General features: G+C 35.6%; 19 protein-coding genes and 1 pseudogene. 11 read left to right on the top strand and 9 right to left on the bottom strand.

Annotated features, from left to right (window positions below; all coding sequences use genetic code 11):
- Positions 1 to 256 precede the first annotated feature (256 nt).
- Positions 257 to 679: pseudogene (locus tag QQZ16_RS20000) on the top strand (DUF3231 family protein); the annotation flags it as partial.
- Positions 680 to 845: 166 nt separating this feature from the next.
- Here the strand turns inward: QQZ16_RS20000 and QQZ16_RS19995 are convergent.
- Positions 846 to 1595, bottom strand: coding sequence for a MurR/RpiR family transcriptional regulator (locus QQZ16_RS19995; RefSeq protein ID WP_109768646.1), 750 nt, complete (start codon positions 1593 to 1595; stop codon positions 846 to 848).
- 204 nt (positions 1596 to 1799) lie between these two features.
- Here QQZ16_RS19995 and QQZ16_RS19990 point away from each other — a divergent pair, with 204 nt between their 5' ends.
- From QQZ16_RS19990 to trhO, 4 genes are all read left to right on the top strand, one after another.
- Positions 1800 to 2102 carry a PTS sugar transporter subunit IIB gene (locus QQZ16_RS19990; RefSeq protein ID WP_031535062.1) on the top strand — a complete coding sequence of 101 codons (303 nt, stop codon included), beginning with the start codon at positions 1800 to 1802 and terminating at the stop codon, positions 2100 to 2102.
- Positions 2103 to 2192: 90 nt separating this feature from the next.
- Positions 2193 to 3539, top strand: coding sequence for a PTS sugar transporter subunit IIC (locus QQZ16_RS19985; RefSeq protein WP_235248489.1), 1347 nt, complete (start codon positions 2193 to 2195; stop codon positions 3537 to 3539).
- A 13-nt stretch (positions 3540 to 3552) separates the two neighbouring features.
- Positions 3553 to 3798, top strand: a complete 246-nt coding sequence (locus tag QQZ16_RS19980; protein ID WP_109767884.1) for a hypothetical protein — start codon at positions 3553 to 3555, stop codon at positions 3796 to 3798.
- Positions 3799 to 4144: 346 nt separating this feature from the next.
- On the top strand, positions 4145 to 5116 hold the full coding sequence (gene trhO / locus QQZ16_RS19975; RefSeq protein ID WP_109767885.1) for an oxygen-dependent tRNA uridine(34) hydroxylase TrhO: 972 nt from the start codon (positions 4145 to 4147) through the stop codon (positions 5114 to 5116).
- Positions 5117 to 5489: 373 nt separating this feature from the next.
- Here the strand turns inward: trhO and QQZ16_RS23330 are convergent, their stop codons facing one another.
- The 5 genes from QQZ16_RS23330 to QQZ16_RS19955 all read right to left on the bottom strand — a co-directional run bounded on the left by QQZ16_RS23330 (position 5490) and on the right by QQZ16_RS19955 (position 9287).
- Positions 5490 to 5747, bottom strand: coding sequence for a TetR-like C-terminal domain-containing protein (locus QQZ16_RS23330; RefSeq protein ID WP_353964064.1), 258 nt, complete (start codon positions 5745 to 5747; stop codon positions 5490 to 5492).
- 341 nt (positions 5748 to 6088) lie between these two features.
- On the bottom strand, positions 6089 to 6778 hold the full coding sequence (locus QQZ16_RS19970) for a metal-dependent hydrolase (RefSeq protein WP_284561716.1): 690 nt from the start codon (positions 6776 to 6778) through the stop codon (positions 6089 to 6091).
- Positions 6779 to 6950: 172 nt separating this feature from the next.
- Positions 6951 to 7631 (bottom strand): molybdate ABC transporter permease subunit, encoded by a 681-nt coding sequence (modB, locus tag QQZ16_RS19965; protein WP_284561715.1) that lies wholly within the window; start codon positions 7629 to 7631, stop codon positions 6951 to 6953.
- A complete protein-coding gene (modA, locus tag QQZ16_RS19960; protein ID WP_031535050.1) occupies positions 7612 to 8400 on the bottom strand; it encodes a molybdate ABC transporter substrate-binding protein in 789 nt (262 codons plus the stop codon). The genes modB and modA overlap by 20 nt, the downstream gene beginning before the upstream one ends.
- Positions 8397 to 9287 carry a dihydrodipicolinate synthase family protein gene (locus QQZ16_RS19955; protein WP_031535048.1) on the bottom strand — a complete coding sequence of 297 codons (891 nt, stop codon included), beginning with the start codon at positions 9285 to 9287 and terminating at the stop codon, positions 8397 to 8399. Before QQZ16_RS19955 ends, modA begins: the two co-directional genes overlap by 4 nt.
- Before the next feature lie 139 nt (positions 9288 to 9426).
- On the opposite strand from QQZ16_RS19955, the gene QQZ16_RS19950 reads away from it, so the two are divergent.
- The 4 genes from QQZ16_RS19950 (at position 9427) to QQZ16_RS19935 (ending at position 11019) form a co-directional block, all read left to right on the top strand.
- Complete coding sequence (locus tag QQZ16_RS19950) at positions 9427 to 9864, top strand: hypothetical protein (RefSeq protein ID WP_031535045.1); 438 nt, start codon at positions 9427 to 9429, stop codon at positions 9862 to 9864.
- A gap of 159 nt (positions 9865 to 10023) precedes the next feature.
- Positions 10024 to 10671 carry a sigma factor-like helix-turn-helix DNA-binding protein gene (locus QQZ16_RS19945; RefSeq protein ID WP_031535044.1) on the top strand — a complete coding sequence of 216 codons (648 nt, stop codon included), beginning with the start codon at positions 10024 to 10026 and terminating at the stop codon, positions 10669 to 10671.
- The gene (locus QQZ16_RS19940) at positions 10628 to 10792 is read left to right on the top strand and encodes a YvrJ family protein (protein ID WP_081836540.1); all 165 of its coding nucleotides are present in this window, start codon (positions 10628 to 10630) and stop codon (positions 10790 to 10792) included. Before QQZ16_RS19945 ends, QQZ16_RS19940 begins: the two co-directional genes overlap by 44 nt.
- The gene (locus QQZ16_RS19935) at positions 10789 to 11019 is read left to right on the top strand and encodes a hypothetical protein (protein ID WP_031535042.1); all 231 of its coding nucleotides are present in this window, start codon (positions 10789 to 10791) and stop codon (positions 11017 to 11019) included. Before QQZ16_RS19940 ends, QQZ16_RS19935 begins: the two co-directional genes overlap by 4 nt.
- A gap of 78 nt (positions 11020 to 11097) precedes the next feature.
- Here QQZ16_RS19935 and QQZ16_RS19930 read toward each other — a convergent pair whose 3' ends face one another.
- The 3 genes from QQZ16_RS19930 to QQZ16_RS19920 all read right to left on the bottom strand — a co-directional run bounded on the left by QQZ16_RS19930 (position 11098) and on the right by QQZ16_RS19920 (position 14827).
- Positions 11098 to 12078, bottom strand: coding sequence for a polyprenyl synthetase family protein (locus QQZ16_RS19930; RefSeq protein WP_031535040.1), 981 nt, complete (start codon positions 12076 to 12078; stop codon positions 11098 to 11100).
- Between the two features lie 3 nt (positions 12079 to 12081).
- Positions 12082 to 12633, bottom strand: coding sequence for a Gx transporter family protein (locus tag QQZ16_RS19925; RefSeq protein WP_031535038.1), 552 nt, complete (start codon positions 12631 to 12633; stop codon positions 12082 to 12084).
- A 322-nt stretch (positions 12634 to 12955) separates the two neighbouring features.
- The gene (locus QQZ16_RS19920) at positions 12956 to 14827 is read right to left on the bottom strand and encodes an FAD-dependent oxidoreductase (protein ID WP_031535036.1); all 1872 of its coding nucleotides are present in this window, start codon (positions 14825 to 14827) and stop codon (positions 12956 to 12958) included.
- Positions 14828 to 15240: 413 nt separating this feature from the next.
- Between QQZ16_RS19920 and QQZ16_RS19915 the strand changes: the two genes are divergently transcribed.
- The gene (locus QQZ16_RS19915; RefSeq protein WP_031535034.1) at positions 15241 to 16287 is read left to right on the top strand and encodes an FAD:protein FMN transferase; all 1047 of its coding nucleotides are present in this window, start codon (positions 15241 to 15243) and stop codon (positions 16285 to 16287) included.
- A 23-nt stretch (positions 16288 to 16310) separates the two neighbouring features.
- Positions 16311 to 17252 (top strand): 1,4-dihydroxy-2-naphthoate polyprenyltransferase, encoded by a 942-nt coding sequence (gene menA, locus QQZ16_RS19910; protein ID WP_031535031.1) that lies wholly within the window; start codon positions 16311 to 16313, stop codon positions 17250 to 17252.
- Positions 17253 to 17260 lie beyond the last annotated feature (8 nt).

The following is a 17260-nucleotide window of genomic DNA, read 5'->3' as shown; positions in this document are numbered from 1 at the left end:
GCATGTAGAAAAGACATGCACTTTATTTGGAGATGCGGGCATGATAGCCTATTATGGCTAAGCCAGATTCTCTTTGAGATATCTGGCTTCCTGGCTAAAGAATCTATGCCCGCAGAGGCTCCAAGTAAAGTGACAAAGTGCCTGAACTATTTCCAGTAAAGAACCAATATCAAATTAATGAAAAAGTGTTAAATTTAATATGGATAGGTGTTTTATATATGTCTCATTTGGCTAGGTCAGTTCAGTTTCCCATCTTTTTATGAATACGCAGACAAACAATTTGGGAGTGAAGATTACATTAGCCTTTGCTCAAACTACCACAAATAAAGATGTACGGGCATATATGTTAAGAGGAAAGGATATTTCCCAAAAGCATTTAAAATTATTCATGGATGCTTTAGTGGATGAAGGAATACAAAGTCCAAATTCATCGGATATAGGGGTTACTGATTCTAAGGTACGTACATTTTCAGATAAATTAATGATGTTTCATATAAGCTTATTAAGTGCTTCTGGAGTTGGAAACTATGCATTAGCAGGAGGCGCTAGTCAAAGAAGTGACCTTTTGCTCAATTATGAAAGACTGTCCATGGAAATAGCTCAATATGCAAAAGATGGGGAAGATTTGATGATTGAAAATAGTTGGCTAGAACAGCCACCGCCAACTATTCAAATATAAACTTTCCCTATGGAAAGAGAAGTGTATGTTATGGGACGTAGGTAGTAATAGCGACAAACTTCCTGGAATACTTTAAAAAAAGCCCAAACAATTATATGAATCTTTTGTCGGCATTGCGTATAATTGTTTGGGTCTATCTTAAGCTGTTTTGGTCAATCCTCTAATCTTATGCCTCCAGTTCTGTAGTATTTTTTTTACTGTTCTTTTTTACAGTGTGAGCGCTTTCCTCTAGTATATACATTACCGGTAATTGGGATGTAATATTCGATTCTCCTATATAAACTTCTGTAACATAATAGGCAATGTTGATATCGGAAATTTTTGCTAATTGGCAGTTTTTGCTATTGGTGATACTGATGATGTTGCAGCCTTCTAATTTTAATTGATTTGCAAGATGCAGTGTATGATCCGTTTCACCAGAAACAGATAAGATAATGGCTGTACTGTTTTTTAATTCTTTACTGTTAATCGGATAAAAGGGGTCTTTAATAAAAGTAGAAAATTTTCCTAAGCTGGAAAAGTATCTTGCTCCATACTCTGCTAAAATTCCAGAACTGCCTGTTCCTACGAAAATAACTTTATTTGATTTGATTACCATTTCAGCTGTTTCGTGTATGTACGTTTCGAAGTTCCCTTTCATTGTCCGTTCCAAAAACTCAGAAAGATAGTATTTTGTTGATTTTAAGTTTTCTTGTTCATTTCTATCTAAATATAATTTTAATTTAATCTTAAACTCGGAAAAACCATCACAGTTTAGTTTTCGGCAAAACCTTAAAATACTAGAAGTGGAGACGTGTGTTTCGTCAGATAATTCTCTAATGCGCATGTAAATAACCTTTTCAATATTTTTTGTAACATAGTTATAGAGTAGCATTTCCAAATCATTAAAGGATTGGATCATTTCATTTGTGAACAAATTTTTCCCTCCTACTCTAAAAGATAGTTTTCCTATATTCACCATTTAGTATAAAACAGGTTGTGACTAAAATGTAACAAATTCCTACTGAAGAAAAAAGATACTAAGTGTTTATTTTTTATTGTATTATATTTGAAAGCGTATACAATTTAGAAGGAAGGCGGAATATGATGTTTTGGTTATGAAAAATAGGGAGGGAATAAAATGAAGAAATTGCTATTAGTATGTGCAGCAGGAATGTCCACTAGCTTATTGGTAAATAAAATGAAGGATGCGGCAAAAGAGAAAGGGGTAGAGCTAGAAATTTTCGCGTTGCCAGTGTCAGAATGTCAAAAAGTTGCTCATGAAGTAGATGTCGTTTTATTAGGACCACAGGTTCGTTACCAAAAACCACAGGTAGAAGAGATTATAGCTGGAAGAGTACCAGTGGAAGTAATCGATATGAGAGCATATGGCACGATGAATGGAAAGGCAGTATTAGAAAGGGCGTTAGAATTAATAGCTTAATGGATATGCAATTTGCAACTAGAGAAGCCTGCAAAATAAAACAGTTTCTAACTGTGAATATAATGACATTTATTTGGGGGGAGTTTTACAATGGGTTTTATGGCCGCTTTTGAGAAGTTTGCGGAGAAAACATTAGTGCCAGTTGCAGCAAAATTAAACTCACAAAGGCATATAGTTGCAATCCGTGATGCATTTATTCTATCTTTTCCTATTACACTTGCAGGTTCATTAATTGTCTTACTAAATTTTGCCGTTTTAGCTCCAGATGGCTTTATAGCTAAAATCTTATTTTTGCATAAATTATTTCCGAATTTAGCAGATCTACAATCTGTTTTCTCGCCGGTTCTAAATGGATCAGTTAATATTTTATCCATGTTTATTGTCTTCCTCGTTGCCAGAAATATGGCGATCTCTCTCAAAGCAGATGAATTATTAAGTGGACTTACTGGTCTTTCTGTATTTTTTATTATATACCCACCATATACAAATGTAGATGGGGCAAATTTCTTAACGACTCAATGGGTCGGTGCACAAGGATTATTTGTTGCATTAATTGTAGGGTTGTTAGTTGGAGAACTTTTCAGTAAATTATCTAAATCGAAAAGGCTTCAAATTAATATGCCTGATTCTGTTCCTCCAGCTGTTTCTCGTTCTTTTAAGGTGTTATTCCCAATTATTATTATTACTGTTTTGTTCGCTATTGTAAACGCTTTAATAAATGCTATTTATCCAGATGGCCTGCACGGATTTATTTATGCCGCAATTCAGACACCATTAAAAAGTCTAGGTACAAATATCGTTTCTCTTGTTATATTAGCGATTGTTTCCAACCTTTTATGGGTATTCGGTATTCATGGTCCCAACACGATTGCTGCTATTCGTGAAGCAATGTTTGCAGAGGCGAATTTAGAAAACCTTAACTTTGTTGCGGAGCATGGGACTGCTTGGGGAGCTCCATATCCAGTAACTTGGGCGATTAATGATGCTTTTGCGAACTATGGCGGCTCTGGAATGACACTTGGACTACTAATTGCTATCTTTATTGTTGCGAAAAGACAGGATTACAGAGATATTGGTAAATTATCGATTGCGCCAGGAATATTTAATATTAATGAACCAGTTATTTTTGGTTTGCCAGTAGTATTGAATCCGATTTTAATCGTGCCGTTTATTCTTGTCCCTGCCATTAATATTATTATCGGATATGTTGCCATTGTATCTGGATTAATTCCGCCAATTGCCTATTCTGTGCCGTGGACTACGCCAGGACCACTAATTGCCTTCCTGGGCACAGGCGGAAACTATATCGCGTTATTGCTTGGATTTGTGTGTCTAGCCGTCTCTACTCTTGTGTATTTGCCATTTGTCATCGCAGCAAATAAAGCCAATGCAGTAAGTTATGGGGGACAAAAAAGTGATTCGGATGTCTCGGCTTAAAGAGTGAGGAAAAATGAATCACTATACTATCCAGTTCCTATGTGGACAAATAAACTATGTCCGAGCTTTTTTTGAAAATTATCAGGATGCTAAAGTTCAAACAGATGTAGAGATTCTAAATAAAATAAAGGCAAATATTCAGGTAGAATCAGCGTTAAATGTAACGGAAGTACAATCTTACTTAGAGAAAATTTTTCAACAATCTAAATATGGCTGTGCGTTGCATTTTCAAACGATAGTGATAGAAGGGGGAGAGTAATATACTGGAAATGATAGTGGTGTCCGAGGTACTCATTTAGTGGGTACCTTTTTTGATGGAAGGGGATTGTTTTTTCCATTTCTAGATAGGCAGGAATTATATTTTTATGCTAGAATGTATAGGATAAATATCGAATGGAATATATACTAGGTAAAATCTGCATCTTTCTTTTTATCTCGTATTACATTATAATTATTTTAACTTTAATTTTAAGCAGGGGGAGATTTCAATGGGTGAAGTCTCTTTCTGTTTGTTTGCGATTTTATAAAGAAGCGATTGGTTTTTACTATTAGCACAATTGGTGTATAGTTATTATAGATAATTTTAGAAGGAATAGGGTGTTGAAATAATGAGTGAATATCGAGTATTACTTTATTATAAATATGTACCGATTGAAAATCCGGAAGAGTTAACACAAGAGCATTTAGCTTTTTGTAAAGAGCTTGGATTATTAGGTCGTATTCTTATTTCCCATGAAGGGATTAATGGAACAGTTTCTGGTACGGTAGAGCAAACAGATAAGTATATGGAAGCGATGAGACAGGATCCTCGCTTTAGTGATACTATCTTTAAAATTGATGAAGTGGATGGACATGCTTTTAAGAAAATGCATGTTCGCCATAAAAAAGAATTAGTGAACTTAAGCTTAGAAGATGATGTAGATCCACTTGAATTAACTGGTAAGCACTTAAAACCAACAGAATTCTATGAGCAAATGCAAGATTCAAATACAATCGTAATTGATGCTCGTAACGATTATGAATATGATCTTGGTCATTTTAGAGGTGCTATTAAGCCGGAGATTGAAACATTTAGAGAACTGCCACAATGGATTAAAGAAAATAAAGAGATGCTAGAAGGTAAGAAAATTCTTACTTACTGTACTGGTGGAGTAAGATGTGAGAAGTTCTCTGGCTGGTTAATGAAAGAGGGCTTTGAAGATGTAAGTCAATTAGATGGTGGAATTGTGACTTACGGTAAAGATCCAGAAGTACAAGGCGAGCTTTGGGATGGTCAATGCTATGTGTTCGACCAAAGAATCAGTGTGCCAGTCAATCAAAAAGAGCATGTTATCGTTGGACGTGACTTCTTTACTGGTGAGCCATGCGAGAGATATGTAAACTGTGCAAACCCAGAGTGTAACCGCAAAATGCTTTGCAGTGAAGAAAATGAAGAGAAGTATATGAGAAGCTGTAGCCACGAGTGCCGTACGCATCCAAGAAACTTCTATGTTAAACATCATGGTCTTACTCCAGAACAAGTGGAAGCAAGAGTAAAAGAAATTGCTCAATGGGAAGAAGAAAGTAAAGTAATGTAATAAATAATAGGGGCTGTCCTTAATGGACGGCCTTTTTGTTATTTGGGATTGATTTGGCTGATAAAACGAAACAATGGCTGATAAAGGAGGAGTTTTGGCTGATAAAATGAAACAATGGCTGATAAAGGAGAAGATTTGGCTGATAAAATGAAACAATGGCTGATAAAGGAGAAGATTTGGCTGATAAAATGAAACATTGACTGAAAAAACGAAACTTATGCTGATAATGCAATAGTTTTGGATAATAAAAGCCAAAACTTAGGCTGATATCCCTTTTATTTGCGCGATATCAGCCTTCTTTGGTGTCAAATCTAATGAAATTAGTTTAATATCTTGATTTTTGATGGGGGTGACTGGTTACTATGAATAAATGCTAATAATTGTTCCGCCATATATTCACAAGGATACCAAAATCCCCCTTGAACCACTCCCTAATCATCCCGACAATTGCATTAGCCTGATAACTGATAGGAAGATTTCGGTTGATGTGTGAATCTACTAGTGCATACTCAAAATCTTCTTTATTCACATTCTTTAAAGTCTGATAAATATGCTGTTGGTGATCATATAGGAAGTCAGAAGAAAAAACTAGCTTATAAAACAAGGCATGTCTTTGTACATGTTCAAATATTTTAATTGATTTTGCTGTTAATTGGAGACATTAAAGGTTTCTAGATGTACATATAGAAAGTGATAAGCGCAAATTAAATCAGCAGGAACATCGCAGCTGATGAAGGCTGGACTTCTTACTAAAATATTTTTATTAACTGTTAAGAAAGTAGAAATTTTCTGAAGCCTACACGCCCCTAACCGGGTGCTCTCCGCTTATCTTATTGTCTAGCTCCAGCGAATACCGCCTAGCAAACTTTCAGATCTTCTCCCCACGATAAGTCAACATCGATTCACTAACGCTCATCGTGTTTCCTTTATATCAGTCGAAGTTCTTCCAGTTTGTACGGCGCCTCCGTTTTCTTATAATTCGAAGGTCTCACCTAACTCTAATACTTTCCCTTTAAATCCAAGTTCTTCAAGCTTGTTGACAAATGCTTTTGCGTCTTGTTCAATAACAGGGAATGTATTGTAATGAATAGGAATAATTAGTTTTGCTTGATACCATTCGGCTGCTTGTAGTGCATCTTCAGGTCCCATTGTAAAATGGTCTCCGATTGGTAGGAAAACAACGTCTAAATTATGACGATCCCCAATCATTTTCATATCGCCAAATAGTCCAGTGTCTCCAGCATGATGCAACACTTTTTCCTCTGCTTCAATAATATATCCAGCTGGCATTCCGCCATATAAGATGTTTTTATTTTCTTCATCTATAATCCCTGAGCTGTGGAATGCATGTGTCATTTTCACTTTTGCAAATTCTAAATCCAGTGTTCCTCCGATATTCATCCCGATTGTTTCCACGCCCTTCCATGACATATAGGCAGCTAATTCTGGATTAGCGACAACCGGAGCATTATTTGCTTTAGCGATTGGTGTAGCGTCGAGAATATGATCCATATGAGCATGTGTCAATAGAACAGCATCTACTTTCATTTCCTCCACTTTAGAAACTGCCGAAGGATTGCCGCTAATAAACGGGTCAATAACCAATGATTTTCCTTTTGTACTAATTTCAATAGTGGATTGACCATGATACGTAATTTTCATGCAAAATCATCTCCTTAATTCCACAAAAATGTGGATTATTGTCCATTTTAGATTAAAACAGAGAGAGGGAAAGTGCCAAATGATATGCTTGTCTGTTGCTTTCATATTAAGTCCTCTGCAGTAAGAAGTATTAACACTACTTTATAAGGAAATACGTTGTCAAAGGAAAAGATTATCGCTGCTTCGGCTGGCATAAGGCTAGCATGATAAAAGAAATAATCGTGATGGATAGTACCCAAATCCAAGCCATTCGAATATTTCCATTATCGATAGCAACATAAATAGCGGTAGGCAAGGTTTGTGTTTTTCCAGGAATATTCCCTGCAAACATTAAGGTGGCCCCAAATTCTCCTAGCCCTCTGGCAAAGCTAAGGATACTTCCAGAAAGGATAGAGTGGGAAGCAAGTGGAATGGAAATGGATGTGAGTACTTTCCATTCATTTGCCCCATCGACTCGTGCTGCCTCCTCGATTGAGCGATCAATTTGAATAAATCCTGCTTTAGCTGATTGATACATTAAAGGAAAGGATACGATAAATGCAGCAATTACTGCAGCCCACCATGTAAAAATGACAGGCTGATGAAAGATCCATTCGATTACTTTACCGAGGATACTATTTCTACCAAACAGAACGAGTAGTAGGAAACCAGTAACAGTTGGAGGAAGAACGATTGGCAAAAGTAAACAAGTTTCAAGCAATGCCTTTCCCTTAAATTTTTTTCTGGCTAACTTGGCAGCAAGTATTGTGCCACTAACTATGACGACAATAGTGGCAACCAGAGAAACTTGTAAGGATAGGCAGAGGGGGGACCAAAAATTTGACCATTCCTCTTTAGTTAACAATAAATCCATCTTCCTCGAAAACCTTTAAACTAGTTGGTGTTTGCAGATAGTCATAAAACGTTTTTGCTGCCTCGTAATTTTTGCTGTCCTTGATGATGCCAATCGGATAGACAATCGGGGAATGACTTGATTCCTCCGCAGTGGCAACGACTTCTACAGAATCAGATGTCTTTGCATCTGTTCCATAAACAATCCCTGCTGCCACATTGTTTGTTTCAACATATGACAATACTTGACGAACATCTTTTGCGGTAATGATATTCTCCTGTACTTTTTCCCATATGTGAAGAGTTTGAAGCGTCTCTTTCGCATAATTTCCTGCGGGTACTGATTCTGGTATGCCGATGGCGATTTTTTCCTTATCTAATGTTTCAAGATCAGCGAAACGATTAATCGTTACATTAGATTGTTTATTTGTAATCAGAACTAAATTGTTTTTTACTAAGTCGATATGATCGGACTCTTTAATCAGTCCATCGTCAACCAAAAGATCTAGCTTATCCTGTGCAGCTGAGAAAAATAAATCAACCGGTGCTCCTTGAGCAATCTGTTGCTGCAAAGCTCCTGATGAACCAAAGTTAAAGGTTAATGTAATGTCTGGATGTTCCTCCTCGAATTTCTTCTTGATCGTATTTAATGAATCTTGCATGCTTGCTGCTGCAGAGATCGTTAAAGAAAACGTTTCTTTTTTAGAGGAAGAGGTATTTTCTCCATTATTGCTACAAGAGGCTAAAATCAATAAGGCTAATAATAGGAGGAATTTACTGTACTTTTTCATCGTACCTCTCCTTTATTAAAAATATCGCTTAATGATGCCTTTTCTTGTTTACTCAAAATGGATAGTGGCTCTCTACATATTCCTGCATTAATATTATTTTCTGTTAGTACATATTTGATGGCTCGCAGTGTTCCTATTTCTAAGATGGTATGCATGGTTGGCAGTAGTTTAGACAATTGGTCTTCTGCAAGTTTCCATTCATTATTTTTTCCCAATTGAACAATTTGTTGTATTTCTTTTGGAAAAATATTTCCTATTATACTAGTGATTCCGTCATAACCGTTTTGCATATTATCTAAAAGATGAATATCGAATCCAGTTAACACGGAGAAGGAAGGACCAAGCTTATTTTTTACTAGAGGTGCATTGCTAGGATTACCTGCTTCCTTTAAAGCTTGGATTTGCGGGCAGGACTCTACTAAATCGTATAAAGTAGTTAATTCTAAGTTAAATCCAGTACGTGATGGATTATTATAGAGCATAATTGGTAAATCAGTCACAGCACACACTTTTTTCACGTATTCAGCTGCTTCTCTTTGGCTCATTCGTAAATAAGGAGGAAACCCTAGCATAATTCCATCTAGATTTTCTCGTTGGGCAGCTTCCGCCAATCGAATAGCGTCAGATGTTCTTACAGCAGCAACTCCTCCGATAAGAAGGAGCTTTTCTTCTCCAGCTAACCGTGCTTCTCGTAAGAGGGTTATGCGTTCCTCGATGGACATCGAATGCTGCTCTCCTGTTGAACCACTGATAAGCAGTGCAGGAACCTGATTTTTTTTATAGTAATCTATTAAAGAATAAATACCGCTTAATGAGAGATTTTCCTTATCATCAAACGGGGTAACCATTGCAATGCTAAATGGAACAAATGGATTTTGTTTAATCATTCTTCCTCACTCCTTTTAAAATAGATTATACTTAAACTATTCAATAGTAAAAAGAAGGCTGTTTAATAAAAGTCTTTCTATCAATTTATCTTTTTCTCGTTTTGAAATCAATATGAAATGTGAAGGGAGCAGGTTTTTTGTGGTAAAAGTAGCGTTGAATTATGCGATAATGCTGGAACAAGTAAAAAGTAATGGATATAAGGAAGAAGCGATTATACAGGCTTTGGAAAGCAAGGATCTTATTTTTTTTCAAAGCTGTGGTAATGGTTTGCCTGATTGGGAAACACTTTTCTCCTATTATGAAAAAAATAAGACAGGCGTAAAAGCGATTATTGCAGATGAATATGAAATAACCTTTTTAACAAAGGGAACGTTAAAAAGACTTTTATCATTAAAATATCAATTAGTAGAGGGAAGAGACTTTGAGGACCGAGGAGAAGTATTGGGAACAATCACTTTATCGAAGGAATCCTTTCATTCCTTTACATCGATTTTAGCAAAAAATTGGACTTTTGTCGTATTGGAAGAGAATACATACAATGTTATCTTTGATATTAAGTTATCCGTAATCGATTAAATGAAATTAGGACAAGTGGTTGTTATTTTTACGATAAATCTTTCTTTATAATATAGAAGGAGGTAGAAATAGCATATATGAATAGAAAGAGGCTAATGAAGATTAGTCCCTTTTTTTACAACAAAAACAGAACATATGTTCCTTTTGGGAGGCTTGAGTATGAAGGAATGCCGTTCTTTTCAATCAGAGGCTTTTACCGCGTTCTTGCAGGATAATAAATCATTATTAAGCAATCCAATTGTAAAAAGCTTTTTGGAAAAAAAGATAAATTTACTTCTATTAAAAAAGGCGATAGAATTCCCAACAAAGGAAAATAAAGAAAAGCTGGATGAAGCCTTTAAAAAGCATTTTTTTACCATTCGATTTACTGCGTATATTACTTCTTCCATGGAGTATAGCACCATTAATTTTAATAAAAACTTAACAATGTATCAGAAAAGATTTCCGTTAATACTTGCTGAAAGGGAAGCTGGGGGAGAGAAGGACATTACTCTATATGATAAAGAGGCTGAAATAGAAAGGATGGTGGAGAAGGAGGTCTTGCGAGCAAGTGTGGAGGAGTATATTGCAGATAAGATGATTTATTCAGCCATTCTTAGTTTGACCACTTCACAACGAGACATTCTAACCTATGCATATCTATATAAATTAACGGATACAGAAATTGCTCGAACAATTGGTACATCGCAACAATATGTTTCAAAAACACGAAAAGTAGCTTTACAACGAATTCTTTCATTTATGAACGGAAGGAGGAAGGTGGATGGAATTGATAGATATGACTCAATGGATGACAATGATCAGTAACTTTGGTTTTCCCTTAACATTATCATTATTTGTTCTGCTTCGATTAGACAAAAAAATAGATCAGCTTCTGAAGGAATGGAACGAAATGAAACCAAATCAACGAAAGGAAAATGGCAAATGACAGATATGTATACAATCGTAAAAAGAGCAAAAGTAGATCCTGAAATGTTAATGGAATTAATTAAGCTGTTTGAGCCAAAGGTCAATAAACTAATGAATAGGACAAATCCGAATGACAGGACGGATCTTTCACAAGAACTGAAAATCATGCTAATAGAGTCTGCTTATCAATATGATTTAGAAAGTATTCCGGGATTTTGGGAATTTAAAGATAAGTATACAAGCTAATAGTTGCCCTTTAACAGAAAAAATCCGAGTCCAATCTATAATCAACTTGGATAGAAAGGCTCGGATTTTTTAGAAAGATTACACTTTCCGTTTCAATAAACTATTTGTAATGGCATAAAGATGCTGTTTATAATCTCCATCAGGTAATTTATTAAGTTGTTTGATTGCTTTTTCAGTATATTTTTTAGCAAGGAGCTCTGCTTTTTCTACCCCTTTATATTTAGAAATAAGTTCAGAAATCTGTTGCATATCCTCATCAGTCAACGCGTCTTTTTTATCTAAAATAGGAATCAGTTCTTTAGGATTCGCTTGAATTGCATAAATGAGCGGCAAATTATAATGACCTTGTTTAATATCTGCCAACACAGGCTTGCCTAATGTTAAGCTATCTCCTTTATAATCTAGAATATCATCCATAATTTGAAAGGCCATGCCGATATAATGTCCCATATTCCAAGCGTTCATAGCGAGTGGTCGGCTAGCTTCACTTTCTATAGCACCGGAATAGCAGCTTACAGCAAAAAGCTGGGCAGTTTTTCCAGAGATTCTTGTTAAGTAATTTTTAACCGTCACTTTAGATTGATATCGGGCATTTAATTGATCTAATTCTCCGCTTAAAATTTTTTCCATGCTGCGAGCATTAAATTCTAAATGAGATAGAGACGTTGCGTGTTTAGATAAAATCGTAAAACAAACGCAGAATAGATAATCACCTGCATAGATGGCAAACTTATTTCCATTATGAGCATGGATTGTGGGAATATTATGCCGTGTAGGTGATTCATCAATAACGTCATCATGGATTAATGTAGCCATATGCAATGTTTCCAATGCAGCTGCAACTGCTATCGCGCGGTTTTTGTCTTTAGAAGGACCTACTTGTGAACAAAGCAGGGAGTAAGCAGGTCTAAGTAATTTGCCACCTGAATAGATTAAATCTTTAATCGTTTTTTCTACTACTTTGTCACGAACACGAATATTGCTTTCAATTAATTGAAGTACTTTTGACAAGTCATTCTTTAATTCCGGATACGTATCCCACATTTGATGTACACGCATACTCTAACCTCTTTCATTACTAGATTCGTTTATTTCCGATAAATCTCTATAATATTGTAGTTTTTCTACATGTGTGATTAGATAGTTGGCAAGTATTCCTATGGCTATTCCTGATAAGATGCCGATAAAGGATAAAATAGGCAAATATAAAAATACAGTCCATGTTTGTGCAACAAAGCTTGCAACAGCTAATTGACCAATATTATGGAGAATAGCCCCGGTGGTACTTACTCCTATTAAGCTAATTCGTTTGGTGCCAAGCTGCTTTACACTCCACATGCCAATAAAGCTTAACAGAGCCCCGCTTGCACTATACATAAAGGTAGAAAGCGTTCCTCCTAATAGTGTCGCTAAGCAAAGGCGAATCGCAATTACTTTAAATGCATCTCTTGTAGGAAGTGTGTAAAGAGCTAAGCATGTAATAATATTTGCTAATCCAAGCTTTGCTCCAGGTGCAAAGGCAAATGGAAATGGAATAGCCCGTTCTAGTAAGCTTATTATTACAGCTTGTGACGCAAGCAGTGCTATATATACAAGGCGTTGATTTTTCGTCATATTCTCAACTTCCATTCTTGCGGATGTTATTTTTCCTATAAATAAGTTGATTGTAGGTTAAATAAATACTGATACCTATTAATCAGTATAGGACAAAAAAGAATAGAGTGAATTTTGATCTTCCTCTTCATTCAAAGGAATAAACCCTATAGTCAAATAAAGAGCTTGGAGCAAAAAGCAATCAACTAATTTCAAAGCTTAGCTTTTAGACATGATCAAGGAATAAATTCAATTAGCTTCTTTTTTCTCCTTTACTGATTCAGGAGGATTGCTAGAAACATGGAAAATAATGCATTCTCTATGTTTCTAGCATATTATTTCATTACTTATAATCCTTATAAATCGCTCGTTCTTTTCCATACCACCAGTCACCTAATTTTCTTTGAAGGAACGGAATAACCCAATAATCTAATCCAAATGTACGACCAGATCCGTTCATCAAGGCGATTGATGCTGGCAATGCCCAAACTTTATCCCATCCAAGCATTGCAGTTAGTGTAAACATTACTAAGAAAGCAGCACTCGCAGCATTTGCTAACCATGTGAATAAACCAGCTAGAATTGCTAATCCAATTGCTAATTCAATAAAGATCATCATTTTTTGCATAAATAGTGCAACTTCTGGTGTTGGCAGCATGATTTTCATAATCCATTCAAACCAGAATGGCATTTTGCTTAAAATCGGTGTCGCAAAGTCAGTAGAAGTAGCGGCTTCACTCGCACCGCTTGTTGCAGTTTGTAGCCATTCAAACGGCATTTTTACACTAGTAGCTGTTAGCCAAGAATCTTCTCCTAGACCATTGAATAGGTTTGGAACCTTAGACCAGCTAGAGATAGAATCTTTCCATGTAGATTCACCCCAAAGTTTTGCACAAGCTTCTATTATCCAGAAACCTGCAACAAAGACACGTAAAGGTAAACTCCAAAGAACATTTCCATAGCGTGTTAAGAAGTCACGGAATATATTACGTTTATCTTTTGTATGGAAAAACTCATGCATCACATATTGGTACATATAATAGCCGCTTCCGATGCCAAAGAAATAATATAGATTAACCATATGTTTCATGAAGTTTGCAAACCAACCACTTAAATGCATACCACTTAAATTCGCAACACCGTATCTAGCTCCGATTGATACCATTACCCCGTGGTATTTCCCTTTATATGCTTCTTTTTCGCCGCCGCTAATCTCTGCAATGATATTCTTTGCAGCTGTTAGAGCAGTTTGTTCAGCAGCTTCAACAATTTGAGGAGTAGGCTTTCCAGGCTCTTCTTCAAAATATGCTAAGTCACCAACTACATATACATCTTTATAATCTTCTGATTCCATATGAGCATTTACTTTTAAACGTCCTGCTCTTCCTGCAGACATACCATAATCTTTTGTATCAGAATTTGCGCGAACCCCTGCAGTCCAAATAAGCGTATAGGTTGGAAGCTCTTCGCCGGATTTTAAAACAATAGCATCTTCTTTTACTTCAACGATTGGAGAGCTTTTTAGGATCTTAACGCCTTGTTTCACCATATAGCTTTCTGCTTTATCAGCATCTCTGCGCTCAAGCATATTTAATATAGTAGGAGCAGCTTCGACCACATATAAAGTAATATCTTCTGCGTCTAATTTATAGTCTTTCGCCAATCTCTCTTTCCATTCAATAAGTTCCCCAACCATTTCAATTCCTGTGAACCCAGAACCACAGACAGTAAAGGTTAGCATTGCTTTTCTAGTAGCTTCGTCATGAACGTTAGCTGCTTTACGAACGATTTTCTCAATATGCTCTCTTAATCTAACAGCATCTTCCCAAGACCAAAGGGTAAATCCGTTTTCTTGTACTCCAGGTGTGCCAAAATCATTTGGTTCGCCACCCATTCCCAAGATTAAATAATCGAAGGAAAATTGTCCGTGTTCTGTCGTTACTAATTTACTTTGATAATCAACATGTTTAACATTGTCTGTAACTAATTTCACCTTTGTGCGATTAAATAAACGACGTAAATCAAATTGAATAGCATCTGGTTCTACTCTGTGTGCAGCAACCTCATGTAATTCAGTCATCATTGTATGATAGGAATGTCTATCTATAAGTGTAATGGAAACTGAATCATCTTTTTTATACTTTTTAGCAAGCTTTTTTGCGGCATGAACGCCTGCATAACCTGCTCCGATTATGACAATATTTTTTTTGTCCATTCTTCCTATTCACTCCCTTAATTGGTTAATTTCTTTCTTGTGAAGTTTTGAACAATACTAATATAACAATGTGGTTTTTATCTGTCTATGGACTTCATAGAATGTATACATTTAAAAATTACGGTTGTTCACATTTTTGCAACAATTACGAACGAATGATTTTTGTCATAAATTCTCCATATTTTAAAAGGTCACTGATAAACACTATTACGACAATGATTAATCCGGAAATGAGCTGTTTTACAGGGTTTTGTACACTAAAAAGTCGATAGACAGTAAGAGAATGCAATGATAAAATGACGATGTTATAAATGTGAAAAAGTTCACATTGTGAAATAAATGGCGGCTTTTAGGTAATCAACAAAAAATAGTAAATAACTATAATGTGATATTCATAGAAGGGAATGGGTTTAATGAAAAAATTAAAAAAGGCGGCGATTTTGTTACTTTCCCTCTTTTTATTAGTAGGCTGTGGCAAGCAAAAGGATACAGACACAGGGGTAACGAGTACCCCCTATAAAAAAACGGAATTCTTAATGGGAACAGTAGTAACCATTAAAATCTTTGATAAAGATAAAGAAGAAGTATTGAACCAAGTATTCGATCGAATAGAGCTGCTTGCAAGTCAAATTACAGTCAATGAAGAAGGATCGATTATTGACGAAATCAATGAAAATGCTGGTTTAAAACCAGTACAGGTACCAGATGATATCTATCGTTTGGTGAAAGCAGGAAAAGATTATAGTGGATACTCAGGAGGCGATTTTGATATCACAATTGGTCCCCTTACTAATTTGTGGCATATCGGATTTCCAGATGAAAAAAAGCCGACTCAAGCAGAGATAGATGAAATCCTCCCTTTTATTAATTATAGAAAGATAGAATTAAATGAAGAGAAGCAAACCGTCTATTTGCCAGAACAAGGAATGATGTTGGACTTAGGAGGAATTGCAAAAGGGTTTATTACAGACGAAGTTGTGAAGGTATTAGAGGATAATGGGGTGAAATCTGCCATTATCGATTTAGGCGGAAACATTTATGTAAAAGGAAAGAATGCATCAGGAAAGCCTTGGGAAGTTGGTGTTCAGGATCCATTTTCAGACAGAGGAGAAATGGTAGGGAAAATGGAAGAAACGGATACATCCATTGTAACATCAGGAATATATGAACGTTATTTGGAAGTTGATGGTGTCAAATATCATCATATTCTTAGCCCTAAAACAGGTTATTCTGTAAATAATGATGTTGCGGGAATAACCATTGTTTCTGATAAGTCGTTTGATGGGGATGGATATTCGACAACGATATTTATAAAAGGAGTAGATGAAGGATTAAAAGCAGTAGAACAAATGGATGGAATGGAAGCTATTTTTGTAACAAAAGATAAGAAGGTTTACTTAACATCGGGACTAAAAGATAAATTTACTTTAACGAATGATAAATTTGAAATAGCGAACTAATAAGGAAGAGGGAGGCGTAAGGCATGTCGATTCGTTCATTTTTAAAGTTAGTAGAAATCCAAACAAAAATAGCTAGTGTTTTTCCGTTTTTCATCGGGATATTATTTGTATTATACCGATACGATGCATTTCATTTGAAAAATACGCTTATATTCTTTAGCTCTATGCTCATCTTTGATTTAACAACAACAGCAATAAATAACTATATGGATTATCGAAAAGCGAAAAGTGATGAATATAGGAAAGAAAAAAACGTGATTGGGCAGGAAGGGATAAAAGAAAGCACGGTTATCGCAACGATACTTACGCTCTTTTTAATGGCAACAGGGTTGGGAATCTGGCTTAGTATCGAGACAGACTTACTTGTACTTTTAATTGGATTTATATGCTTTTGCATTGGAATTTTGTATACCTTTGGGCCAATTCCCTTATCAAGAATGCCTTTAGGAGAAGTGTTTTCTGGAGTTACGATGGGGTTTGGTATCGTTTTTCTAACGGTATATGTAAATGCCTTTGATGTTGGAATTGCCGCTTTGACTTGGGAAAAGGAAATGATATTTCTCCAAGTTAACCTGATAAAAATAATAGAAATCATTATTGTGTCTTTACCATGTATGTTTACGATAGCAAACCTTATGCTTGCAAATAATATTTGTGACGTAGAAGAAGATATTAAGAATCATCGCTTTACCTTGCCGTTTTATCTAGGCAAAAAATATTCCTTATGGCTGTATAACGGGCTTTATGTAGGATCTTTTGTTGCTATTTTGATTTCAGTCTTTCTACATTTACTACCAATAATAGCGTTATTAAGCTTAGTTGCTATTTTACCAGTATATAAGCATATGCGGATTTTTAATGAACTCCAAGTTAAATCAAAAACATTTAGTTTAGCTGTGAAAAACTTGATTATTGTTAATGGATTTCTAGTAGTGTCTTTAGCAATGTCTTTCATTATTAGATAAGAAATTTA

Source organism: Bacillus sp. T2.9-1 (genome assembly GCF_950097965.1).
GTDB lineage: Bacteria > Bacillota > Bacilli > Bacillales > Cytobacillaceae > Niallia > Niallia hominis.
This window is presented reverse-complemented; position numbering and strand designations above follow the sequence as displayed.